This is a genomic window from Frigoribacterium sp. PvP032, assembly GCF_017833035.1.
In the GTDB taxonomy this organism is placed as follows: domain Bacteria; phylum Actinomycetota; class Actinomycetes; order Actinomycetales; family Microbacteriaceae; genus Frigoribacterium.
Map to the genome: position 1 here is coordinate 938,871 of NZ_JAFIBM010000001.1, position 19,284 is coordinate 958,154.

Annotated in this window: 25 protein-coding genes and 1 pseudogene; 15 read left to right on the forward strand and 11 right to left on the reverse strand. The window is 66.2% G+C overall.

Features of this window, described 5'->3' with window-relative positions; all coding sequences use genetic code 11:
* Positions 1 to 331 precede the first annotated feature (331 nt).
* Positions 332 to 877, forward strand: a complete 546-nt coding sequence (locus tag JOE35_RS04250) for a uracil-DNA glycosylase family protein (protein ID WP_056228981.1) — start codon at positions 332 to 334, stop codon at positions 875 to 877.
* On the opposite strand, the gene JOE35_RS04255 is transcribed toward JOE35_RS04250, so the two are convergent.
* The gene (locus tag JOE35_RS04255) at positions 878 to 1,786 is read right to left on the reverse strand and encodes a LysR family transcriptional regulator (RefSeq protein WP_209560003.1); all 909 of its coding nucleotides are present in this window, start codon (positions 1,784 to 1,786) and stop codon (positions 878 to 880) included. It abuts the gene before it with no gap.
* A gap of 69 nt (positions 1,787 to 1,855) precedes the next feature.
* Between JOE35_RS04255 and JOE35_RS04260 the strand changes: the two genes are divergently transcribed.
* Positions 1,856 to 3,004, forward strand: coding sequence for a TDT family transporter (locus JOE35_RS04260; RefSeq protein WP_209560004.1), 1,149 nt, complete (start codon positions 1,856 to 1,858; stop codon positions 3,002 to 3,004).
* 32 nt (positions 3,005 to 3,036) lie between these two features.
* Here the strand turns inward: JOE35_RS04260 and JOE35_RS04265 are convergent, their stop codons facing one another.
* Both JOE35_RS04265 and JOE35_RS04270 read right to left on the reverse strand, forming a co-directional pair.
* Entirely contained in the window at positions 3,037 to 3,480 is a 444-nt protein-coding gene (locus JOE35_RS04265; RefSeq protein WP_054145818.1) for a hypothetical protein, read from the reverse strand.
* Positions 3,481 to 4,027: 547 nt separating this feature from the next.
* On the reverse strand, positions 4,028 to 4,426 hold the full coding sequence (locus JOE35_RS04270) for a hypothetical protein (RefSeq protein WP_209560005.1): 399 nt from the start codon (positions 4,424 to 4,426) through the stop codon (positions 4,028 to 4,030).
* Between the two features lie 482 nt (positions 4,427 to 4,908).
* Between JOE35_RS04270 and JOE35_RS04275 the strand changes: the two genes are divergently transcribed.
* The 3 genes from JOE35_RS04275 to JOE35_RS04285 all read left to right on the forward strand — a co-directional run bounded on the left by JOE35_RS04275 (position 4,909) and on the right by JOE35_RS04285 (position 7,699).
* Positions 4,909 to 5,688 carry an alpha/beta fold hydrolase gene (locus tag JOE35_RS04275; RefSeq protein WP_056049956.1) on the forward strand — a complete coding sequence of 260 codons (780 nt, stop codon included), beginning with the start codon at positions 4,909 to 4,911 and terminating at the stop codon, positions 5,686 to 5,688.
* Between the two features lie 950 nt (positions 5,689 to 6,638).
* Positions 6,639 to 7,112, forward strand: a complete 474-nt coding sequence (locus JOE35_RS04280) for a hypothetical protein (RefSeq protein WP_056049960.1) — start codon at positions 6,639 to 6,641, stop codon at positions 7,110 to 7,112.
* Between the two features lie 53 nt (positions 7,113 to 7,165).
* Positions 7,166 to 7,699, forward strand: coding sequence for an RNA polymerase sigma factor (locus tag JOE35_RS04285; protein WP_209560006.1), 534 nt, complete (start codon positions 7,166 to 7,168; stop codon positions 7,697 to 7,699).
* Positions 7,700 to 7,732: 33 nt separating this feature from the next.
* Here JOE35_RS04285 and JOE35_RS04290 read toward each other — a convergent pair whose 3' ends face one another.
* Positions 7,733 to 7,921 carry a hypothetical protein gene (locus JOE35_RS04290; protein WP_056049963.1) on the reverse strand — a complete coding sequence of 63 codons (189 nt, stop codon included), beginning with the start codon at positions 7,919 to 7,921 and terminating at the stop codon, positions 7,733 to 7,735.
* A gap of 363 nt (positions 7,922 to 8,284) precedes the next feature.
* On the opposite strand from JOE35_RS04290, the gene JOE35_RS04295 reads away from it, so the two are divergent.
* From JOE35_RS04295 to JOE35_RS16185, 4 genes are all read left to right on the forward strand, one after another.
* A complete protein-coding gene (locus JOE35_RS04295; protein ID WP_209560007.1) occupies positions 8,285 to 8,977 on the forward strand; it encodes an HAD family hydrolase in 693 nt (230 codons plus the stop codon).
* 42 nt (positions 8,978 to 9,019) lie between these two features.
* On the forward strand, positions 9,020 to 9,316 hold the full coding sequence (locus tag JOE35_RS04300) for a hypothetical protein (RefSeq protein ID WP_209560008.1): 297 nt from the start codon (positions 9,020 to 9,022) through the stop codon (positions 9,314 to 9,316).
* 159 nt (positions 9,317 to 9,475) lie between these two features.
* Complete coding sequence (locus JOE35_RS04305; protein ID WP_209560009.1) at positions 9,476 to 9,973, forward strand: helix-turn-helix transcriptional regulator; 498 nt, start codon at positions 9,476 to 9,478, stop codon at positions 9,971 to 9,973.
* Positions 9,974 to 10,039: 66 nt separating this feature from the next.
* On the forward strand, positions 10,040 to 10,372 hold the full coding sequence (locus tag JOE35_RS16185; protein WP_209560010.1) for a helix-turn-helix domain-containing protein: 333 nt from the start codon (positions 10,040 to 10,042) through the stop codon (positions 10,370 to 10,372).
* Here JOE35_RS16185 and JOE35_RS04315 read toward each other — a convergent pair.
* Entirely contained in the window at positions 10,343 to 10,624 is a 282-nt protein-coding gene (locus tag JOE35_RS04315) for a hypothetical protein (protein WP_209560011.1), read from the reverse strand. The genes JOE35_RS16185 and JOE35_RS04315 overlap by 30 nt on opposite strands.
* Before the next feature lie 401 nt (positions 10,625 to 11,025).
* Between JOE35_RS04315 and JOE35_RS04320 the strand changes: the two genes are divergently transcribed.
* The 3 genes from JOE35_RS04320 to JOE35_RS04330 all read left to right on the forward strand — a co-directional run bounded on the left by JOE35_RS04320 (position 11,026) and on the right by JOE35_RS04330 (position 12,401).
* Positions 11,026 to 11,421: a hypothetical protein gene (locus JOE35_RS04320; protein WP_209560012.1), complete on the forward strand. Its 396-nt coding sequence runs from the start codon at positions 11,026 to 11,028 to the stop codon at positions 11,419 to 11,421.
* 161 nt (positions 11,422 to 11,582) lie between these two features.
* Positions 11,583 to 11,939, forward strand: a complete 357-nt coding sequence (locus tag JOE35_RS04325; RefSeq protein WP_192043280.1) for a hypothetical protein — start codon at positions 11,583 to 11,585, stop codon at positions 11,937 to 11,939.
* 48 nt (positions 11,940 to 11,987) lie between these two features.
* Positions 11,988 to 12,401, forward strand: a complete 414-nt coding sequence (locus tag JOE35_RS04330; protein ID WP_209560013.1) for an SRPBCC family protein — start codon at positions 11,988 to 11,990, stop codon at positions 12,399 to 12,401.
* A 634-nt stretch (positions 12,402 to 13,035) separates the two neighbouring features.
* Here the strand turns inward: JOE35_RS04330 and JOE35_RS04335 are convergent.
* Together JOE35_RS04335 and JOE35_RS04340 are read right to left on the reverse strand one after the other, a co-directional pair.
* On the reverse strand, positions 13,036 to 13,233 hold the full coding sequence (locus JOE35_RS04335; RefSeq protein WP_192043279.1) for a hypothetical protein: 198 nt from the start codon (positions 13,231 to 13,233) through the stop codon (positions 13,036 to 13,038).
* A gap of 292 nt (positions 13,234 to 13,525) precedes the next feature.
* Complete coding sequence (locus JOE35_RS04340; RefSeq protein WP_192043277.1) at positions 13,526 to 13,759, reverse strand: hypothetical protein; 234 nt, start codon at positions 13,757 to 13,759, stop codon at positions 13,526 to 13,528.
* Positions 13,760 to 13,975: 216 nt separating this feature from the next.
* Here JOE35_RS04340 and JOE35_RS04345 point away from each other — a divergent pair, with 216 nt between their 5' ends.
* Genes JOE35_RS04345 through JOE35_RS04355 form a run of 3 tightly spaced genes read left to right on the forward strand, consistent with a single transcriptional unit; the run spans position 13,976 to position 15,527 of the window.
* Positions 13,976 to 14,542, forward strand: a complete 567-nt coding sequence (locus JOE35_RS04345) for an RNA polymerase sigma factor (RefSeq protein WP_209560014.1) — start codon at positions 13,976 to 13,978, stop codon at positions 14,540 to 14,542.
* Positions 14,539 to 15,192, forward strand: coding sequence for a hypothetical protein (locus JOE35_RS04350; protein ID WP_209560015.1), 654 nt, complete (start codon positions 14,539 to 14,541; stop codon positions 15,190 to 15,192). The genes JOE35_RS04345 and JOE35_RS04350 overlap by 4 nt, the downstream gene beginning before the upstream one ends.
* Complete coding sequence (locus JOE35_RS04355; RefSeq protein ID WP_209560016.1) at positions 15,189 to 15,527, forward strand: hypothetical protein; 339 nt, start codon at positions 15,189 to 15,191, stop codon at positions 15,525 to 15,527. Before JOE35_RS04350 ends, JOE35_RS04355 begins: the two co-directional genes overlap by 4 nt.
* A gap of 296 nt (positions 15,528 to 15,823) precedes the next feature.
* On the opposite strand, the gene JOE35_RS04360 is transcribed toward JOE35_RS04355, so the two are convergent.
* The 4 genes and pseudogenes from JOE35_RS04360 to JOE35_RS16190 form a co-directional block, all read right to left on the reverse strand.
* Positions 15,824 to 17,542: a glycosyltransferase family 2 protein gene (locus JOE35_RS04360; RefSeq protein ID WP_209560017.1), complete on the reverse strand. Its 1,719-nt coding sequence runs from the start codon at positions 17,540 to 17,542 to the stop codon at positions 15,824 to 15,826.
* The gene (locus tag JOE35_RS04365; protein WP_209560018.1) at positions 17,539 to 18,753 is read right to left on the reverse strand and encodes a hypothetical protein; all 1,215 of its coding nucleotides are present in this window, start codon (positions 18,751 to 18,753) and stop codon (positions 17,539 to 17,541) included. The genes JOE35_RS04360 and JOE35_RS04365 overlap by 4 nt, the downstream gene beginning before the upstream one ends.
* Entirely contained in the window at positions 18,747 to 18,902 is a 156-nt protein-coding gene (locus JOE35_RS15475) for a hypothetical protein (protein ID WP_245186050.1), read from the reverse strand. Before JOE35_RS15475 ends, JOE35_RS04365 begins: the two co-directional genes overlap by 7 nt.
* A 15-nt stretch (positions 18,903 to 18,917) precedes the next feature.
* Positions 18,918 to 19,208 (reverse strand): annotated as a pseudogene (locus JOE35_RS16190) (MarR family winged helix-turn-helix transcriptional regulator); the annotation flags it as partial.
* Positions 19,209 to 19,284 lie beyond the last annotated feature (76 nt).

Consider the following 19,284-nt stretch of genomic DNA (forward strand, 5'->3'; position numbering starts at 1 on the left):
GGTCAGCCGGACGGTGCTCCGTCAGATGAGTGCGAGATGGAGGCGGTCGACCTGGTTCGCATTCTCCTCAGGGCCGATGCCGTCACGATCCTTGATGTCGAGGCGGTGTGGATGCGCTGGTTCTCGGAGTCGCTCGTCCTTCGACTCGGACCGCCCCGAATGGCGCAACTGGTTGATCGCTTGAACGCACGCGTGGACGGTGCCCGATAGAGGATCGCCCACTGGATCACTTGCTGTGGGGCGAGTGCACTCGGAGCGGACGCCGTCTTGGTCGTTCCGCGTCGTCGGTGAGCGTGGGCGGAAATGGTCCTCGACGTCGTAGCGTCTAGGGATGCAGCAGCCGAGGGGCCTCGATCAGCTCGTGTCGGAATGGCGGAGCTCCGGACCAGGACGTGCGCGCTTCGTGCCGGGCTTCGACCCATCAGGTGGAGGAGCAGCGGCGAAAGTCCTCGTGCTGATGGAATCACCCGGTCCTGCCACGATCAGGCAGGGCGAGGACGCGATCAGCAGTGAGGACAACCCGGGGCCGACGGCGTCTGCGTTCAAGCGAGCACGAATCGAGTCGGGGCTGGGCAGGCACGTCTACCTGCGATGGAACATCGTCCCGTGGGCCCTGGGCCGGGCGCCGACCGTCACCGATCTCGACGACGCCCGCCCCGCCCTCGCTCAGCTGCTCGATTCTCTGCCGCAGCTGCGGGCGATCGTGACCTTCGGAACTCCGGCCCTGACGGGCGTGATGAGGTACTTCACCCTGGAACCGCGTGCGAGGGTCGTGCCCGTGCTCGCAGCACCCCATCTGTCGCCGGCGAACGCCACCCGCGCCGGCGAGAAGCACCTGCGGGCCGTCACGGCCCTACGGCACGCTTCGCTCCTCTGATCATCTCCGCGAGGAGTGGGGGCTGTGCTGCAACGCGGCGATCACGGCCAGGAGCTCCTGCGCCCCGGCGCTCAGACCGGCCGACCACACAGCGCGAAACGGTCGTCTCAGGTCGACGGCTGCCGGGACGGTGACGAGGCGCCCGGCGCGGAGGTCGTCCTCGACCAGCAACGAGCTGATGACTCCCGGACCCACACCGCCGGCGATGGCCGCCCGGATGGCGCCCGTCGACGACAACTGCGCAGCGGGTTCTGCCATCAGGGCAGGGGCGATCCCCAGGGCGAGCTCGAGGGTCCGGCGGGTGCCCGAGCCCGACTCCCGAGACACGAGCGGTGTGGATGCGAGATCCGCTGCCGTCACGGGTTCGGACTTCGATGCCCATGCGTGCCTGGGCGAGACGACGATGAGCAGTTCGTCGACACCCAGGACGGTGGTGGCGAGCCCGTCGGTCTCATCAGGGGTCTCCGTGAACCCGAGGTGCGCGCGCCCCGAACGGACCTCGTCGACGACCCAGTCGCTGTTGCCCGATTCCAGGCGCACCCGGACACGATCCGCTGCCGCTGTCATCCAGCGTGGCATCAGCGCCTCTGACACCGTCTGACTCGCCGCGACGAGGAGAGCGTCGGAGGCGCCGGTCATCAGGGTGTGCAGCGATCGTTCGAAGGTGGTCGCCGCCTCGAGCAGGGGTCGGCCCCACTCGCACACCAGGAGTCCGTGCTCGGTGAGCGCCGAGCCGGCCCGAGAGCGGACGAGCAACGTCCGACCCAACCGCCGCTCGGCGCCCGAGATGCGAGACGACGCCGCCTGCTGGCTGATGCCCTCCGATGTCGCGGCACGGCCCAGACTGCCCGACCTCGAGATCGCCTCCAGCAGTCGGAGCGTCTCGAGGTCAACAGGGAGTCCGGTCACAAAGATCGATTGTGACACCACAAGCATCCGCCCGTATCGGCAGCCGGTCGCACGCACGAAGATTGAGGCATGCCTGCCACGATCACACCGCATGTCGCCCCACCCCGCACACGCGGTCTGTTCCGCCAGCTCGAGCACCGCGGGCAGATCGTGTCGAACCTGACCCCGAACTGGTTCGCGTCGATCATGGGGACCGGCATCGTCGCCAACGCCGCGGCGACCCTGCCGTTGCAGTTCCCGGGGCTGCGCCCCGCCGCGACCATCGTCTGGGCGCTGGCCAGCGTGTTGTTGGTCGCTCTCAGCGCGGCGACCGTCCTGCACTGGGTGCGTTACCGGGCCACCGCGCGGGGGCATCGACTCAATCCGGTGATGGCGCACTTCTACGGGGCACCGCCCATGGCGCTGCTGACCGTCGGCGCGGGAACCCTGCTCTTGGGCAAAGACGTCCTCGGTACGCCCCTGGCGGTCGGCATCGACTGGGTGTTGTGGACCATCGGCACGGTGCTCGGCCTCGTCAGCGCGATCGCGGTCCCGTACCTGACGTTCACCCGGCACGACACGGCCCCCGACAGTGCGTTCGGCGGCTGGCTCATGCCCGTGGTCCCCCCGATGGTGTCTGCCTCTACCGGTGCGCTGCTGCTGCCCTTCCTGCCCGCGGGGCAGGCAAGGCAGAACATGCTCTGGGGGTGCTACGCGATGTTCGGCTTGTCGTTGCTGGCGTCGATCGTGATCATCACGCTGATCTGGTCACGCCTGGCCCAGCACAAGATCGGCCCGGTCGGCATGGTCCCGACCCTCTGGATCGTCCTCGGCCCCCTGGGGCAGTCGATCACCGCAGTCAACCTGCTCGGTGGCAACGCCCACCTCGCCGTCGACCAGGGAACCTCGCACGCCCTGTTCGTCTTCGGGCTCGTCTACGGTGTGCCCACTCTGGGCTTCGCCCTGATGTGGGCGGCACTGGCATCGGCCATCACCCTCCGCACCATGCGCCAGGGGCTCCCGTTCTCACTCACCTGGTGGTCGTTCACCTTCCCCGTCGGCACCTGCGTGACAGGCCTGAACGGTCTGGCCCTGCACACGGGACTCGTCGCGCTGCAGGTACTGGCGGTCGTGTTCTACATCGGGCTCGTCGGGGCCTGGATCACGGTCGCCGTGCGCACCTTCCACGGCAGCGTCATACGCGGAACGCTCCTCGCGCCTCCCCGTCCCCTGCCCTGACCGCGGACGATGAGGGTGCGTGGGGGAGTGGCTCAGATCGAACAGGCGTCGTTCCAGTCACGGCGATAGGCCTCGGGGTCACTGACGTCGACGATGGCCGAGGCGGCGCCCTTGGGCTCGTCACGCGACCGGTAGCTCTCGAACGCCACCGCACTGCGGTCGTTGCTCGCCGGATCACGCACCCCGGAGGCTTCGACCCACAGAGTCCAGTTCCACCGCGTCCGGACGCCAGGCTGCAACGCGCCTTCGCCGACGACCAACAGCACGTCCGTGCCGGCGGGTGAAGACTCGAAGTCTGCGCCCGTGAATGATCGGACCGACGACGTGAGGCCTCTCGCGCTGATCTCCCGAGCTAACTGACTGCCCATGTCCGAGAGATGCTCGCCAGCATCGCCATCCACAGCCACGATGCCTCCACCGGACGGAAGCTGACTCAGCATCTCGGAAACCAAGTCATGGATGACGGTGTTGCTCATGATGCTTTCTCCTGCTCACTCGTTCGTCGAAACGGAAAAGGGAGTCGGCGGCCGCCGACTGATGCGGCTGCACGAAGCGGTCGCGAACCTGATGCAACCACGAGCATGCGCCGACGTTCAGCCCTGTAGAAGCGCGTGCTTGGAGCGCCCGATAGGGGATCGCCTGCCGGGCTATGCGCCGATGAGGTGAGCTAAAAGCAGGTGGAACGAGGCCGGGCACGCGAGGCCAGGCGAGGTGGTAGAGCAAGATGAGTGCCATGGCACCCGCAGATCTTCTCCTAGTGATCGGGCTTGTGTGCGTCGTCGTCGCCGTTGGGATGAACGTAGTCACGGCCGCTCGCTTCAGTGGTGGCAAGGCGGTGTCGAAAGAGCGTCGCCTCCGCCTCGCTGTGCTTACGGTCTCTATTGCTGTTGTGGGGCTGGTTTGCATGGTCGCTTGGTTCGCGCAGTCTTGATTGCCTTGACAAGCGGGCACGGGCCGTCGCATGCCCGATAGACGATCGACATCTAGGACGAACCGTGGGGTCCTCAACCGCCGTGACGCAGGCTAAGTCCGTCGAAGCCCTCGGAGCCAAGACACCACGGCAGCGAGGTCGCCCCAGGCCCAGAGCAAAAGGACAAGGAATGCGATCGACAGCACTGCGAACACCGGTGGAAGGACGTAACCCACCCATTCGGACTGGCCATCGTTGACTGTTTCGTTGGGGCCGAGGTAGGCGGTGGGCTGGGCGTAGGCATAGGCGTGTCCGTCCGGCCCGGTGGAACCTGTCAAGACGACGTCGTCAAGCGTTACGTGCGCGTCAGCGGAAATCCACCGGCCGATGATGACGTCACCGCCACGGCGGCCGGCCAATTCCCGTCTCTCCTCCGTGAACGTGCCCCAGATCTTGGGCTCACCTCGATCATGCGCGGCGAATGCGGAGATGACGATGAAGAACGCCGCCAAGGCAATGCAAGAGACATACGCGGCCAGTTGACCCCAGCGCTGTAGTCGGAAGAAGAAGGGTCCACGTGGTCGGGCGGGGCGCAGTGGAGGCACCAGGTCAGCGTGCCATACCGCGATGCACGTACCGGCTTCGAGCATCGGTCAACCCCAGGAGGGACCGTCTGCTTCACGTTGCGTTGCTCCACGGAGCCAGCCCACGAAGCAGTGCCCGATAGGGGATCCGGCTACGGACGATCCTCTGCGTCTTTGATGCCGGCTGCAACGGCACGTCGAATCACCCAGTAGAGCGCGTAAAGAATCGCGCTTGTGATTACAACGAAAAGGGCGGCGCTAGACAACGCGTCCATGCCCCAACCGTACGAGGTGTCGTGGGCCGTAGTTCGGGAGTCGATCTCACGAGCTGTGCCGATAGAGGATCGTTGTGCGCACGGCGCTGATGCTCGATAGAGCGGTGCCCGTAGGCTCACGTCATGGTTTCAGCGATGAAGCAGACGACAGTCGACGACGGGGTGACGATCGCCTACACGGTCTTCGACGGCGTCGAGCCAGCAGTCGTCCTCCTTCACGGGCTCGCAGGGAGCAGCCGCGAGTTCGTCCGCACCGCAGAGGGTCTGGCCGGGCGGCGGGTCATCCTCATCGATCAGCGAGGCCATGGACACAGCACGACCAAGCCGGCAGACACCTCTCGCGAGGCGTACGTGTTCGATGTCGTGACTGTCATCAGCAAGGAAACGTCGGGGCCGGTGACTCTCGCCGGCCAGTCGATGGGAGCTCACACGGCGATGCTCGTCGCCGCGGCGCGCCCGGACCTCATCCGGCGGCTCGTCCTGCTCGAAGGGAACCAGGGTGGTGGAACGACTGATGAGCACCGAGCCCTTGGCGACTTCTTCCGTTCATGGGCAGTCCCCTTCACTGATCGCGCAGAAGCCGCGGCGGCTCTCGGTGATGGGCCCCTCGAGCGTGCATGGGTCGAGGACCTCGAAGAACGGGCGGATGGCTTGTATCCCCGCTTCGACGCCGACGTCATGCAGGCCACGATCGAAGCCGTCGGTGAGTCGCGCTGGGCCGAGTGGGAGAGTGTCACCGTGCCAGCCCTCGTGCTATACGCGGACGGCGGCATGTTCTCGGAGGAGCAAAAAACGGAGTTCGTGCGTCGGGGCCACGCGGTTCGACGCGTCGATCTCACGGCCGCATCTCACGACGCGCACCTCGACGCCTTCGATCAATGGCTCGATGCGCTCCGCAGCGTCGTCACTGGCTGAGCACAGTCGCCCCAAGCGCCACGGCGTCCCGATAGGGGATCGTCTATCGGGCACCGTTTGTAACCTCGCTCTAGCGATCTCCGTTACCGATCTGCCGCATCGCCATGCGTTAGCCAGTGACTGATGTCGATGGGCTGAGTTGGTGGCAGGTCAATGTCGTTAGGCCGGATCTGGTGCTCCGTGAGCCTGCCCTTCTGCAAGCTGTTCCGTCATCCAAGGAGAGCGATTGGCTGCCAGCTCTACGGTTAAGCCATGAGGACGCGACGAACTTTCATGGCGCTGGGTGCGGTCACCGGTGTTACGGGCGCTCTCGTCTTGACTCTTTTCTTGTTGCAGCCCTGGCGGTCCTGCTCCTACGACGACCGTCCGTCGGCCTGCGCCATGCTCCCTGCCGACGCATCCGTTCTCATGGTTTCGGCGATTACCACCCTTGCGGGCGTGACAGTTCTGGTGATGGCATGGCTGAGCGCTCAAGAACCGCGGTCGATGCCCGCCAGTCGGCGAGTCACAGTGTTTGGAGCCGTTCCGCTGTGCTTTGTGGTGGCCGTGGCCGGAGTCCTCTACTTCGTCTGATGCGGCGACCCTCCCAAGCTGCTCGTCACACTTTCACTCCTGCCGACATGACCTCCAATAGACGATCTATCTTCGGTGACCGAGTGTTGCTGGGCCACGGCCTGCACTTCGAGGAATTACGAAAGAGGAAAAGTCGATTCACGACGTCACACTTTGGTGCTCACTGGACATTACTTCTGTGACAGCGGAGAGCCCGCGGTCATCGGTTGGATCGGATCACCTTGCCCAAGCACAATGTTGACGAACTCCTCGCTGGGAGCCGCCCGGCGTTTACCACCTCAGTCGCTACGGAGGCGGCACTCGATGCTCTTGTGGCAGAGACTCGCGTTGCCACTGGGAGCCGGCGGCTTCCCCGGCGCCGAAAAGCACTCTGGCTCGTGCCCGGCAGCATTCTTGCCGTCGGAGCACTCACGGCCGGCGCAGTCGCCGTCGACGGGCTGACACGAATCGAGACCCCGATCCCCGTCGAGTACGTCACCGACACTGGGGTCACAGTCTCGTGCACTGCCACCATCGAAAGCTCGTACTTCTCGCCCAGGTTCACCGAGGTCTCCACTTACTACCGAAATGCCGACTTCACCACGAGCGGTCTCGGTCAGCGCATTTACGAATACGCCCTTGTTCTGGCTGGCGACAAGGCAGGCACCCCCGGCGATCTCCCCCAGTCAGTGCAGTCAACAGCGCAAATCCCGGGAATCGGAGATCAGCAGCCCCTCGAAGACGAATCGGCACTGTCCGTGTCCATGCTCGAGTTCATCGTCATGGATGTATCCGACGAACTCGGCCTGCCCGCCGGCACCGTGAGTGGCTGGGCAGAGATCGATTCGGACTGCGACGGACAACTCCATTGACGGGAACGACGAAGCCTCACCCTCACAGAGAAGTAGGCGCAGATCTCGCTGACTTGTTCCGCAACGAGGCTAGAGGGCTGCTCGGGTTCTTCATACGACGTGACGTACCAGCCGAGGACGCAGCGGATCTCGTCAGTGAAACGTTCCTCGCAGCCTGGCAATCGAGCACGACCCGCACAATCGAACCGGACATGCTTCGTGCCTGGCTGTTTGGCATCGCTCGCAAAAAACTCTCGCAACACCTACGAGGTCGAACCCGGCGGACCGCCTTGAGCGCACGCCTTCGGCTCACTGTGTCTGCCGATGCCCTCGAGCAACATGCCTCAACCGAGAACATGGAAAGAGTCGCCTACGTACGAGCGGCAATTGAGCAGCTTCCGGTGGTAGTTCGGGAGATCGTGCGCCTCGTCTACTGGGACGGTTTCACCCAGGAAGAAGTGGCTTTAATCCTTGGAAAGCGGGCCACGTCAGTTCGTGCCCGCCTTTCCCGAGCCCGGAAGGTCCTCCACGATCAACTTGCCGACAAGGGCCCGCGTGACGTGCCCGGCGCATTCCGCGGGCGTGTCATTGGCACCACCGATGCCTGATAGGCGATCGGCCATTAGCTAGGGGTTCGCGAGTCAGCTCAGGGCGGCGATGACGCCTGCTACGAGGATTCCGGTTCCGAGTCCGATCGTGATGGTCATGGCTAAGAAGGGGCGACTTCCCGATCGCACCCCGCCTCGCTTCCTGAGGTTGAACGTGTAGGCGAAGCCTGCCGCGACGATGAGAGCGCCGATTACGGTCATGACGAGCGGAACGGTCTCCATGCTCGAACCGTAGTGCAGCTCTGCGAGCGGTTTGGCTAGTCGTCATAGCGGCCGCCCGCTAGGGGGCCAAGGAACGCGACCTCTAGCTTCAGAGTGTCTCGATAGACGATCCTCGACCGGCACCCTAGGTCGGGATGGCTAGCCTTGATTGATGATGTCGCAGCTCAGTCAGCTCGCCGGTCTAGCCGCTGGTCTCTCAATCCTGACCTCGTTTCTCGTGGTCATCGTCTTGGCGTTGGGCGCGTACGCCCTCGTCCTCACGATCAGGTTTCTTCGATCGCGACTCGAGCAGGACGGCTCAGAGCAGAGCGGTGACGATTCCCGATAGACGATCGGGCACCGGGCCGCTCCTACACTGGCGAGGTGACGGCGGTGCGTGCAGTGAGCTTCGACCTCGATGGGACGCTGTTCGATCACCACGGTTCGGCCCGATCCGCCGCCGTCGAGTTCCTCGGCTCGCTAGGGGTGGTCGCATCGGAGTCGACCCTTGCTAGATGGTTCGACGCCGAGGAGGAGCACTTCGAGCGCTGGCGGTCGGGAGAGATCAGCTTCTCGCAGCAGCGCCGTGAGCGACTGCGCTCGGTCCTCCCACCGCTCGGGATCGATGTGCCGGCCGGTGACGCCGATGTCGATAAGTTGTTCGGCCGTTACCTCCAGGCGTACGAGTCGTCATGGCAGGCATTCCCTGATGCGCTGCCGCTTCTTCAGAGCCTTCGTACGGCCAGTCACCGCGTCGGGCTGCTGACGAACGGGACGGAGACTCAGCAGCTGGCGAAGCTCCGGCACACCGGTCTCCTCGACGAATTCGACGTCGTCTGCACGTCCGAGCGGATCGGCTTCTCAAAACCCGACGCACGGGCCTTTGTCGCTCTCGCCTCTGAACTCGGAGTCGAGCCGGCGGCGTGCCTGTTCGTCGGTGACGACCCGGCAAAGGACGCTGACGGAGCCAGAGCAGCAGGAATGCAGGCGCTACTGGTCGACGACCACCGGCAGCGAGGGCTCCCGATCGGTGAGCTGGTCGCATCCGTGATCGCCGCATCGGTGGGCGCCCGATAGACGATCGGTCACCGGTCGAGGCGGCCCAGGCATCATTGGGGCATGAGAGCGGGGACAGTCACCTACAGGCAGACCCTCGCTGGTGTCTTGGCTGTTCTCAGCGATGTCGACCCGTATGGTCTCGAGCCTGGTTCGCCGGAGGGTGCTCCGTCGAATGAGTACGAGATGGAGGCGGTCGACCTGGTTCGCATTCTTCTCAAGGCTGGCGCCGTCACGACCCACGATGTGGAGGCTGTCTGGATGCGCTGGTTCTCGGAGTCCCTTGTTCTTCGACTTGGACCGCTTCGAATGGCGCAGCTGATCGATCGGTTGAACGGACTCGTGAACGACGCCCGCTAGGGGATCGCTGATCGGACCCGCTCTGGGGCCACCGACTGCGGCCGTGGTGGAGGTCATGATCGGGACGGGGTACATCGAGGTGCTGTGTCGTGAAGGTGTCGGGTGCGTGTCGGGTCGGTGTCGTGGACCTTGGGGCTGGTCGTTCTTAGTGTGAGGTTCATGAACGAGACACGGATCGTCGATCTCCGGACCCAGATGGGTTGGACCCAGGAACGCCTCGCAGACGAGAGCGGCGTGACCGTCCGCACCGTCCAGAGGCTCGAGGCGGGCAACGAGGGGAGCCTCGACACGCTGTCGCGGGTGGCGAAGGCGTTCGGTGTACCGGTCCGCGAGCTCTTCGTCACCGTGGCCGAGGACGACTACGGCCGCTCGGTCACTGCCCTGGACGAGCGGGCGAGTCGCCAGCGGGAACGGCGGGGCCGGGTCGAGGAGGGCTTCCGAGCCCTGTACTACGGTGTGGGCGTGCTGTTCACGATCGCCGTCGTCGTCGCAGTCGCCACCGACGTCGTGCCGAACGCCGCCATCTTCTCGATCCCCGCGTACTGGGTCGCCGGGTGGCTGCTGTCGATGTTCCTGTTCCTCGTCGTCCTCAGCCCGCGCCTGGACCGCGCCTATCCACTCTCCCGTGCCGCGACGGACGAGGTGGCGAGCAGGTAGACACAGCGTCCAGATGCCGATCATCGGACGGGTAGGAAGCGATGCGTCGGAGGCGAGAATGGGTCTATGCCTGTGCGCCTGAGTGATTCCCAAGTGGTGGCTCTTCGGCAGAGATACAGGAACGGGACGACTCAAGTGGAGTTGGCTGCGCAGTTTGGCGTTAGCCAGAGCACGGTCTCGAGCCTTGTCGTGGGGCGCGCTCGTGTCGATGCGGGAGGTCCGATCACCCATCGTTCTCCGCAGAAGCTGACCGACGATGACATCACCGATCTGCGGCGCCGGGCGGCTGAGGGAACTTCCGTTGGCGCGTTGGCGACACGGTTCGGTGTGACGCCCCCAACCGTGACGCGTTTGATCCGGGTGTCCGGATCACACCTCGACAGCGGTCAGGCCGTCTAACCATCGGCGGAAGATCGCTCCGACTGCGGCGGGGGCGACGACTGTTATCGGTGATCCGCTGCGGGCGGCGAAGGTGAATACTTCGCTGCCGTCTCTCGCGACGGTCGTCCACTGGTCGGACGGGTGGACGTCCTGGACGACGGCCGTTGAGGTGGCTGTCCCGTGTCGGTGGACCCGGAAGAACGCCGTGAAGTCGCACACCTCGAACGACTCTCCGAGGTAGGACCACTTCATACAGTTCCGCATCTTCACGGGAAGAATCTAGAGGCCGTTGCCGGAGGGCTCAACTGGATGGGCCTCCACGGGGTGTGGGTCTCCGGTGGGGGAGGGCCTGACGGGGAACCTGAGTAGGGTCAGGAACCCCGCCATCGGCAGCGAGGTCTTGGCTGCCCCCGCAATGTAGCCGCGTGCTGGCGTTGCTCCTAGGGCCCGACAGACAATCAGACACCGCAACGTCCTGCGCATCTGGCAAGTTCTTCTGGATCACCTCTAGTCCGGGAGGTCGTCCTGATCCAAACTGACGTCGACGGCGGCAACAACGGCCACATGAGGTCAGCGGACCTCGACCACTTACTGAGTCAGCGATCGCCCGAGGGTGCTGATGAGGCGACTGGTCGAGGCTGGCTGCAGAACAGTGCGGAGGGCGGACCAGAATGATCCTTGCCAAGGCGTCTCCGGCGGGGCCGGGGGTTGTTCCGGTGGTCAAGCGCGCCGCCATCGGGCTCGGTGTCGTTGCCCTCCTGGTCTTTTGGGGTCTCTGCTTCCTATTCGAGTTCAGCAAGACCAGCGGTGACGTTCCCGCGGCCGCGGCCATGCGTTTCCCAGCCGGCTCCGTCGTAGTCGACACGGAGAAGCACTGCCGCGCCGACCGCTGCTGGTCGACGTTCTACGTAGCTCCGCCCCCAGGGATGACCGCGACGGAGCTTACGGCTGAGATCGAGGGCGCGGGCGTGGGCCCCATCCTGGGTTTCTTCTCCGACCCACGTTTCGTTTACTCCAGAGCCACGCTCAATGGGCTGACCGTTCACGTGGTCGGCCGCTACTGGTGAGGCGCCGCCTCGGCGTATGACTTGGCCATGGTTTCAGTGCCCGCAGGACGCACGACGACCCAGCCCCGGACTCTCGAGGGCCAGTAGGTGCGGGGTGCGCGGGAGCCTGCCGCGACAGCCTGCGAGCTCGTGACTAGCGTGGGATGTCGGAGGTAGATTCCATGACCGTTTGGACTGTCATCGCATTCGCCGCTGTCGCTGCCGCGGCGCTGGCGCTGCTGGCGCCGCACGCTCGAACGAGCTCCCTCGAGGCGCTGCGCCTGTTCAGGTTGGAGGCCGTCGACAGCGAGGCGTCACGTCGCGCCGCCACCTGGGCCCTGACTCCCCTCGCGGCACTCTCGATCGGGGTGAGCCTCATCGGTCTTACCGTGAACAGTGGAGGGCCAGGCTCCGGAGTGACGTCCTTGATCGCGCTGCTCCTCGTCGGCGCTGGCCTGGCTGCCGGCCACATCGCTGCGCTTCGCACGAAGAAGGTTGAGACGTTCCGTTCTATCCGGCGCCGTGACAGCGCCGGATAGGGATCCTGAGCCGGTGCGCTCGATTCAGTGGGCTGCTAGCTTCCGGGCATGACCTGGCCTGTCGTCCACATCTCACGCTCGCTCGACCACGACGTCGCCGCAGTCTCCCGTGTCGCCGGGAATCCAGAGAACCTACCCGCGTGGGCGGCTGGTCTGAGCGCCGGGATCCGCCAGGAGGACGGGCGGTGGATCACCGACTCGCCCATGGGCGTCGTCGAGGTGGCCTTCACGGGGCCGGTGGAGCTGGGGATCCTCGACCACGACGTGACCCTTCCCAACGGATCTGTAGTGCGGAACGCCTTCCGCGTCGTGGCCAACGACCAAGGCAGTGAGGCCGTCTTCACCCTCTTCCGCCGTGACGGGATGTCCGAGGCGGACTTCCACTCCGACGCTGACGCTGTCCGCAAAGATCTCGATCGACTCGCGGCGCTGCTCGAAGAGCGCCTGCCTCGCGCCCGATAGGAGATCGTTCACCGGCGCAATCCTGAATGCTCGTCTGGCACGAGTCGGACATTCCCGCCTTTGATTTGCTGGCCCCGTTGATTGTCTCGCTCGCGCCGTTCGGTTCTTCTTGCCGTTCGAGTTGGGGTATCGCTGGGGCGTCGTGGTTCGGGCCACAACACCCCAGCGGGGCGAAGCAGCGTTGCTTCGCGGGGTCTTCACCTCGGCCGCAGCTAGGGACTGCGGGTGCGTCGTGCACGGGTGAAGACAACTAGAGGCGCCAATCCTCGATTCAAAGAAGGTTTAGGCAGCAGGCGCGGCGGCAGCGCCCGGTATGTCGAGCTGCGCAGCCACCCATCCGCGGTAGCTCACGAGCTTGCGACGGTGCCCTCTCCATTGCCCATGACCCCTGGAATCATGATCGGCGAATCGCAGGTCTCGCCGAGGAGCGGGACGGCGAGGTACCGCTTGAGGTAGGAAACGAGTTCGTGGTGGGGGAGGCGTTGCAGCGAGGTCGGGGCCGGGCGTGTTCCGGGCGGGTGGGGGTCAGGGGTGGTCACGGTCGGCGAGCAGGGGCTCCATGTCCACTTGCTCCGTTGCGGGCAGGGGCGGCCGGGTGGAGGGGGTGATGGGTGCGGTGAGAGCGATGTTCGGGTCAGGCAGTTGCATGGTGGGTGGTGTCCTCGAGGAAGAAGTCGGCGTAGGTGGGCCCCATCGGGACGGGGTAGAGGCGGCGGCGTTGTTCTCGGCGGGCGTAGGTGACGATCAGTGCCGGCGGAACGTCGGGCATCGAGTCGTACGTGCGGGCCTGGCGACCAGGTGAGCGCCGCGGCTCGCGTGCGGTGTCCGTCACGAGGTGCGTTGTGGTCACCGGCGGTGAGACCACGGCGGGAGCCGGTGTCGACTGTGAGGGCGAGGCCGACCTGAGGGGGCGGGCGGTGCGACGAGGGCGGCTTGTGCCGGGGGGAGGGTGTCGAACGTTCCGACGACGTCGCCGCGGGCATTGGTGGTGATGAAGGTCCCGACGAGCTGCACGGCGCCGGCGATGTCCTTGCCGGTGCGGCTCGTCCACATGCCGGGGGCCGTCTCGTGCCACGTCACCGGGGAGGTGCTGGCGTCCGCCGTCCTCGGGGGGAGTGTGGTCGTCACGCGGCGTTTCGCACGCTGGCGTCCGTGCGGAGGCGGGCGGCTGCTGTGGCGAGGTCGTTGTAGTCGCCGAGGTACTGGCTGAAGCAGTCGCGGACGTAGAAGTGGTCGCCGTGGTGGTCTACGGTTCCCGCGAAGGCGCCGCTGGTGCTGGCGACCCAGAAGCCGGGCTCGGCCTCGGTGAGGGTCATGGCGGCGGGGCGGGTGATGGGTGCGGGCGCGAGCAGGGTCACGGGTGTTGTTCCTCATCAAGTCGGGTGGGGAGCACGCGTGCTTCTCGTCGGGTCGAGGGGCAGCAGGAGCGCGTCACTACTAGGTCGCAACGAGTGTGCGATTCGTCACACCGGTTGTCGACGAATTTCGGCCGAGTCGTGATGGGGAGCGATTCGCTCCGCTCAGGGACGCTTGTCTGCCGGCACGGGGAGCCGTGGACCGGGTAGAACTGACGGGTGTCCGATCAGCCGCGCCGTGTCGACCTCGCGGACGCTGACGACCACACCCTCGTCGAACGTGCCGGGCACGGTGACGTCCGGGCGTTCGAGGTCCTGGTTCGCCGGTACGGGCCGTTGATGCGCTCCTACGCGCGGCGGGTCCTCGGTCGTTCCGACGACGTCGACGACGTCGTCCAGGAGGCCTTCGTCGCGGCGTGGAAGCAGCTGCCGTCGATCGAGGACCCGGCGAAGGTGAAGAGCTGGTTGATGCGCATCGTCAGCAGGCGGTGCGTGGACAGGATCAGGGCCAGACGTGACCATGACGACATCGCCGACCACGACTCCGAAGGTCCCGAGCACGAGACGCCGCACCGTGTCGTCGAGGCCCGGTCGCGGGAGCACGCCCTGACGCTGGCGTTGGAGGCGATGCCGGACCCCCAACGGCGAGCGTGGATCTTGAAGGAGATGGTCGGGCATTCGTACGACGAGATCGCGGACGACCTGCGACTGCCGTTGTCGACCGTCCGGGGGCTCCTCTCCCGGGCGCGGAAGAACATGATCACCGAGATGGAGGCATGGCGATGAGCGCGGACCTTCCCGATGACCTCGAAGCCGCCGGCGTCAGCGGCGACGACGTGGAGACACTGTCGCTCGAACCCGACCGGCTCGACGGGCACACCATCGACGAACTCGCCGACTACCTCGACGCCGGGATGACCCCGGCAGACCCGACGATCGACGACTCACCCGCCTGCAAGAACGCCCTCGACGCCCTCACGAGAGTCCGCATGCTCTCCCACGGAGCACTCGAGGCCGACGCGCTCGACGAGGACGTCCGCGAGGACGACTGGATCACCGAGATCATCACCAACATCAGCCTCGAGGCCCACGCCGGCCGGGACATCCCCCTCCCGCCGCTGAAGAAGACCGAGAACTCCGTCATCACCGAGGGAGCCGTCCGCAGCATCGTCCGCCGCGCCGGCGACACCGTCGCCGGCGTCCTCATCGGCAGGTGCACCCTCGAGGGCGACGTCACCACACCCGGCGCCCCGGTCGTCGTCCGCGTGTGGGCACGCATCGTCCGTGACCACGGTGCGACGACGGACGCCGTGACCGATGCGGTGTGCTCAGCCGTCGAGGAGGCTCTCCAGGCGCACACGGAGATGAACGTCGAGAGCATCGACGTCACGATCCGGTCAGACGGAGCCGCCCCCGTCCGGGAAGAAGAACGATGACCAGCCATAACCTCGACGACACCGACCGTGACGCACTCGCCCTCGAACTCGAGGAGCTCGTCGACGGCATCCCAGGCGTGGCCCACATCTATCAGCCGCGGGCGACCCTGCCCGCCCTTCTCGCTGCCCGGCAGACGCCCGACCCGAGCACCCCGCCACCGCCTCCTCGGATCGAGATCGGTGACGACGGCGTAGTCGCCCTCACCATCGCGACCGACGCAGACAGCATCTCGCCCGACGTTGCCCACCGAGTCCACGACGCCCTGCTGGCACGCCTGAACCAGGCAGCCATCACGGTCGAGAGGATCGACGTCCGCATCGCGCGCGTCGACTGAGCTTCGTGGGCGATGACTCGACCCGTTGCGCGACCTGACTCCGTTGCGGTGTCCCGATAGACGATCGGCCATCGGTGCAGACGGGGCTGCTTCTCCCATGGATATGTCAGAGCACGGCCGAGTGCTTGCATCCGAGGGGCCTGAGAAGGGGCCGGCGACGCCGTGGCTAGAGGCAGGGAAGAGCAGACCGACAGCTTAAACAGCCCCTCTTTGGGTAGATATTTGCACAGGGGTGGACCACGGCTCAGTGGAGCCGAGCCGGATGGTGTTGAGGTGCGCCGAGGTGAAAGTCAAGCTCACGCGGAATGGCTTTGTTGCGTCAGCCCGTGCTCCGTCTTCTCCCAGTAGTGCGGGCGGGTGAGCAGCTGCCAGAGGCCCTTGTAGGCGGCGAGGGAATGCAGGATCCAGTAGACAGGGTTCAGCAGCGTCCAGGCCATCAGGTGGAACGTTCCCCGCTTGAACGGGCCCATCATCGTCAGGTAGACCATGATGCTGTTCCCCATGAGGAAGTTCAGCAGGCAGATCACCAGCAGCCAGGGCGGAAACACCGCCGAGAGCACGCTGGCCGGCACGAACAGGGTGACGGCCGAGAGCAGGTAGAAGGGCAGCACGCCGAGGAAGATCGCGGGCGTCCCGCCGATCAGCAGGGTGAAAGCGGCAAAGCGGACGATCCCGATCTCGCGGATCAGCGCCAAGGGACGACGCGCATGCACGAGCGTCGTCTGCATGTAGCCCTTGATCCAGCGGCTGCGCTGCCGGACGAAGTTGGGCATCGAGGTGTTGGCCTCCTCCATCGTGGTCGAGTTGATCACCCCGACCCGGTAGCCGATGGCGCTGGCACGGATGCCGAGGTCGGCGTCCTCGGTGACGTTGTACGGGTCCCAGCCGCCCAGCTCGCGGAGCGCCTCGACCCGGAAGTGGTTCGAGGTGCCGCCGAGCGGGATGGGCAGGTCGGCGTGGTCGAGGCCGGCGAGCATGTAGTCGAACCAGTAGCTGTACTCGAGCGTGAACATGCGGGTGAGCGCGTTCTCGTCGGCGTTGAAGTAGTTCAGGGCGGCCTGCACGCAGACCGTCTCGGCGCCTCCTCGCTCGAACGCGATCAGGGCCTTCTTCAGCTGGTCGGGGTCGGGGGTGTCCTCGGCGTCGTAGATCACGAGGAAGTCGCCCGAGGCGAGGGCGAGCCCCACGTTGCAGGCCCGGGGCTTCGTCTGCGGGTGGCCCCGCGGCACCGTCACGACGTGGAAGTGGGCCGGCGGCGAGGCCGACTCGATCGCGTGCCGGGTCTCGAGGTCCTCCTCCTCGATCAGGATCAGCACCTCGAGCTTCTCGACCGGGTAGTCGATGTCGCCGAGGTTGTCGATCAGCTGCGCGACGATGTTGGCCTCGCGGAACACGGGCACCAGCACCGTGTAGACGGGTAGGTCGTCGTCGTCCAGGCGGGCGACCTCGCTGTCCGTCACGCGCTCGACGACGTCGTACCGGGCGCCCTGCATCGCGACCACGAACTTGAACGCGGTGCCCGCGAGGAACACGACGCTGATCGCCGCGACCAGGCCCGTCACGACCTGCCAGGGCCACACGACGGCCAGCCCGGCGAGCACGAGGAGCGTCGCGATGCCGCCGACCGCCTGCCCGCGCGAGAACACGACCTTCGCCGAGAGCTCAGGGCTGCGGTCGAAGAGCGCGTTCGCGGCCCGGTCGGCCACGTGGGCGCTGAAGAGCTCGACGAGAACGCCCTTGAGCTCCCACTCGGGGACGGCCAGCAGCTCGACCGGGCTGTCCAGCTCCTCCTCGAGCCCGTCGCGGAGCGAGGCGTCGGAGGCGCGGTGGGCGGTGGCGACGAGCAGGGCGCCGTCGGGGAGGCGGCGGACCGGCATCCAGTCCTCGGCGACGTACCGGGCAGGGCCGTGCACGGTGAGGGCGACGTCGACGTCGTCAGCGCGGAGGACGTCGCGGCCGGTGCTGCGGTGACGCGACTCGGGCAGCGCGGGCGTGGTGCGTGCGGTGACGGTCATCGGAGTCCTCCCCAGAGGGTGCCGAGCGCGTGCATCCAGTCGAGGACGACGGGCCGGTTGAACGCCGCCGCCCAGGCGATGATCACCTGGACGAGCGCGATGGTGGTGATGAGGACGCTAGCCCTCGTGGTGGAGGCGGCGGGCAAGATGGCGACACCCATCACGATCATCGTCAGGTAGATGTTGCCGCCGGCGTTGGCGGGGATGAGCCCGAGGACGAAACCGACGATGAGTGCCGCGAACAAGGTGGTCGAGATCAAGATCGCGCCGGGGCGCCGGACGAGGAGGGCCAGCAGCCAGCCGCTGACCATCGAGGCGAGCAGCAGGAAGCCGTCGAGCGTTGTGACCAGGTGGGGCACAATCGCCCACTTCTCCGGGTCGTAGGAGATACGGCTGACAAGCAGCGGCGACGCGCTGTGCAGGAATACCAGCTCCAGGAAGGCCAGGGAGGCAAGGACCGAGAACGTGGGGAACAGAACGACGAGGATCGTTGAAGCGCGGGCGCCGCGCTCACCGCGACGGGCAAGACTGATTAGAGGCGCGGCGAGGGCGGCGACGGTGACATAAAGCAGCCCGCTGGCCTGGACCAGGGATGTGGCCATGAAGAGCAGACCGGCACGGAAACCGGCTTGTGTGTCTCGTCCGGCGAGGAACCGCAGCATGTCGGCGGCGCCGAGCCCGAAGAGTGCGATACCAAGGAAGCCCTGGAGGTTTTGGGTCACTGTGTAGACGAATAGCGGGTTTGCGCCGAGGGCGAGGCCGAATGCCAGGGTCTTGACCGGGTGGAACCGGCGCTGGTGCATGACTTCGATCATCTTTTGCAGGAACACGCCCGCGGCCAGGGCCCCGACGACGGCAAGGCCCATCTCACCGCCCGGCACGACGGCGACGATCAGGGCGCCGAGGGGCGGCCACACCTCGCCGAGGCGGGTCAGGTCGAGGTTCGACCAGCTCAGACCCGCGACGCCGGCGAGGTGGTCGAGGTTCGGGGTGGTGGTCGACATCAGCGTGGCCGCGGGGGCCCCGACGACGCCGATCACCAGGTACGGGAACGCGAGGACGAGCCGCAGCAGCCAGCGGCGCCAGGCCAACAGCGGGAAGGGGTCGATCCGCGCACGGGCGCGGGCTGCGCGTCCGGGCACGGCGGCCGCCGCCTCCTCGGCCCTGCGGCGCCGCAGCGAGGCCACCCGCTCGTCGGTGAGGGTCACCACGACGCCACCTCGGCCTCGAGGGCGCCGTCGAGGGCGGTCAGCGTGTCCACGACCCGGCCGAGGTCGTCGCCGAAGGCGCGGGCGAAGACAGCGGCGAAGGACGCGCGGAGGTGCGCGGCGACGGCCAGACCGGCTGGCAGCGCGCTCACGACGACGCTGCGCCGGTCCGCTAGCACGGGCCGTCGCTCGGCGTGTCCGTGACGCTCAAGCCGGTCGACGAGCGGTGTGACGGCTCCACTCGACAAGCCCACGGCACCGCCGAGACGACTCGCCGGAAGCGGTCCGCGAGAGGCGAGCACGAGCAGAGCGCGGAGATGGATGGGCGTCACGGAATGATGGGCTGCAAGGACTGCGGTTGCGTCGGCATTGCGCCCGAGGAGGCGTTGGTACGCGTCTAGAGCGTCTTCTCCCGTCCAGGCGTCCTGGTCAAACGATGCCGCTGATGCCGTAGACACATATCCCTTTTCGCTCAAGCTTCTCGAAGTATGTTCATCTCAGTATCAATTAATCTTGACTGTCGAGATAGTCCCG